General features: G+C 33.5%; 1 protein-coding gene. It reads right to left on the bottom strand.

The window, feature by feature from the left end; translation table 11 throughout:
• Positions 1-50: 50 nt before the first annotated feature.
• Positions 51-266: YolD-like family protein (locus SB775_RS30265; RefSeq protein ID WP_410864946.1), on the bottom strand; the 216-nt coding region annotated here is incomplete at its 5' end.

Here is a 266-nt window from a genome sequence, read left to right as displayed (position 1 = left end):
GTGAATACTATCCCGTTTTTATGTTCTTATCATAGGAACTGACGTTTGTTTTAATTAACATTTATAATATCCGAAAATTTAAACTCTGTATCCAAACCAAAAGCATCCGTACAATACACGGTTTTGAGCATCGGTTCTATATGTAGCACGTTTATGTACATGTCTTGTATCATACCGTCGCGGTAAAATGAAATCAGTATTTCTTCTTTACTCTGCATCGAATGAATAAGGCTACGTTCAATTTGTTCTTTCATATCTTCACTAAC

The sequence above is a fragment of the Peribacillus sp. SIMBA_075 genome (assembly GCF_046534585.1).
The sequence above is the reverse complement of the archived record's forward strand: the minus strand, read 5'-3'. Positions and strand labels throughout refer to the sequence as shown.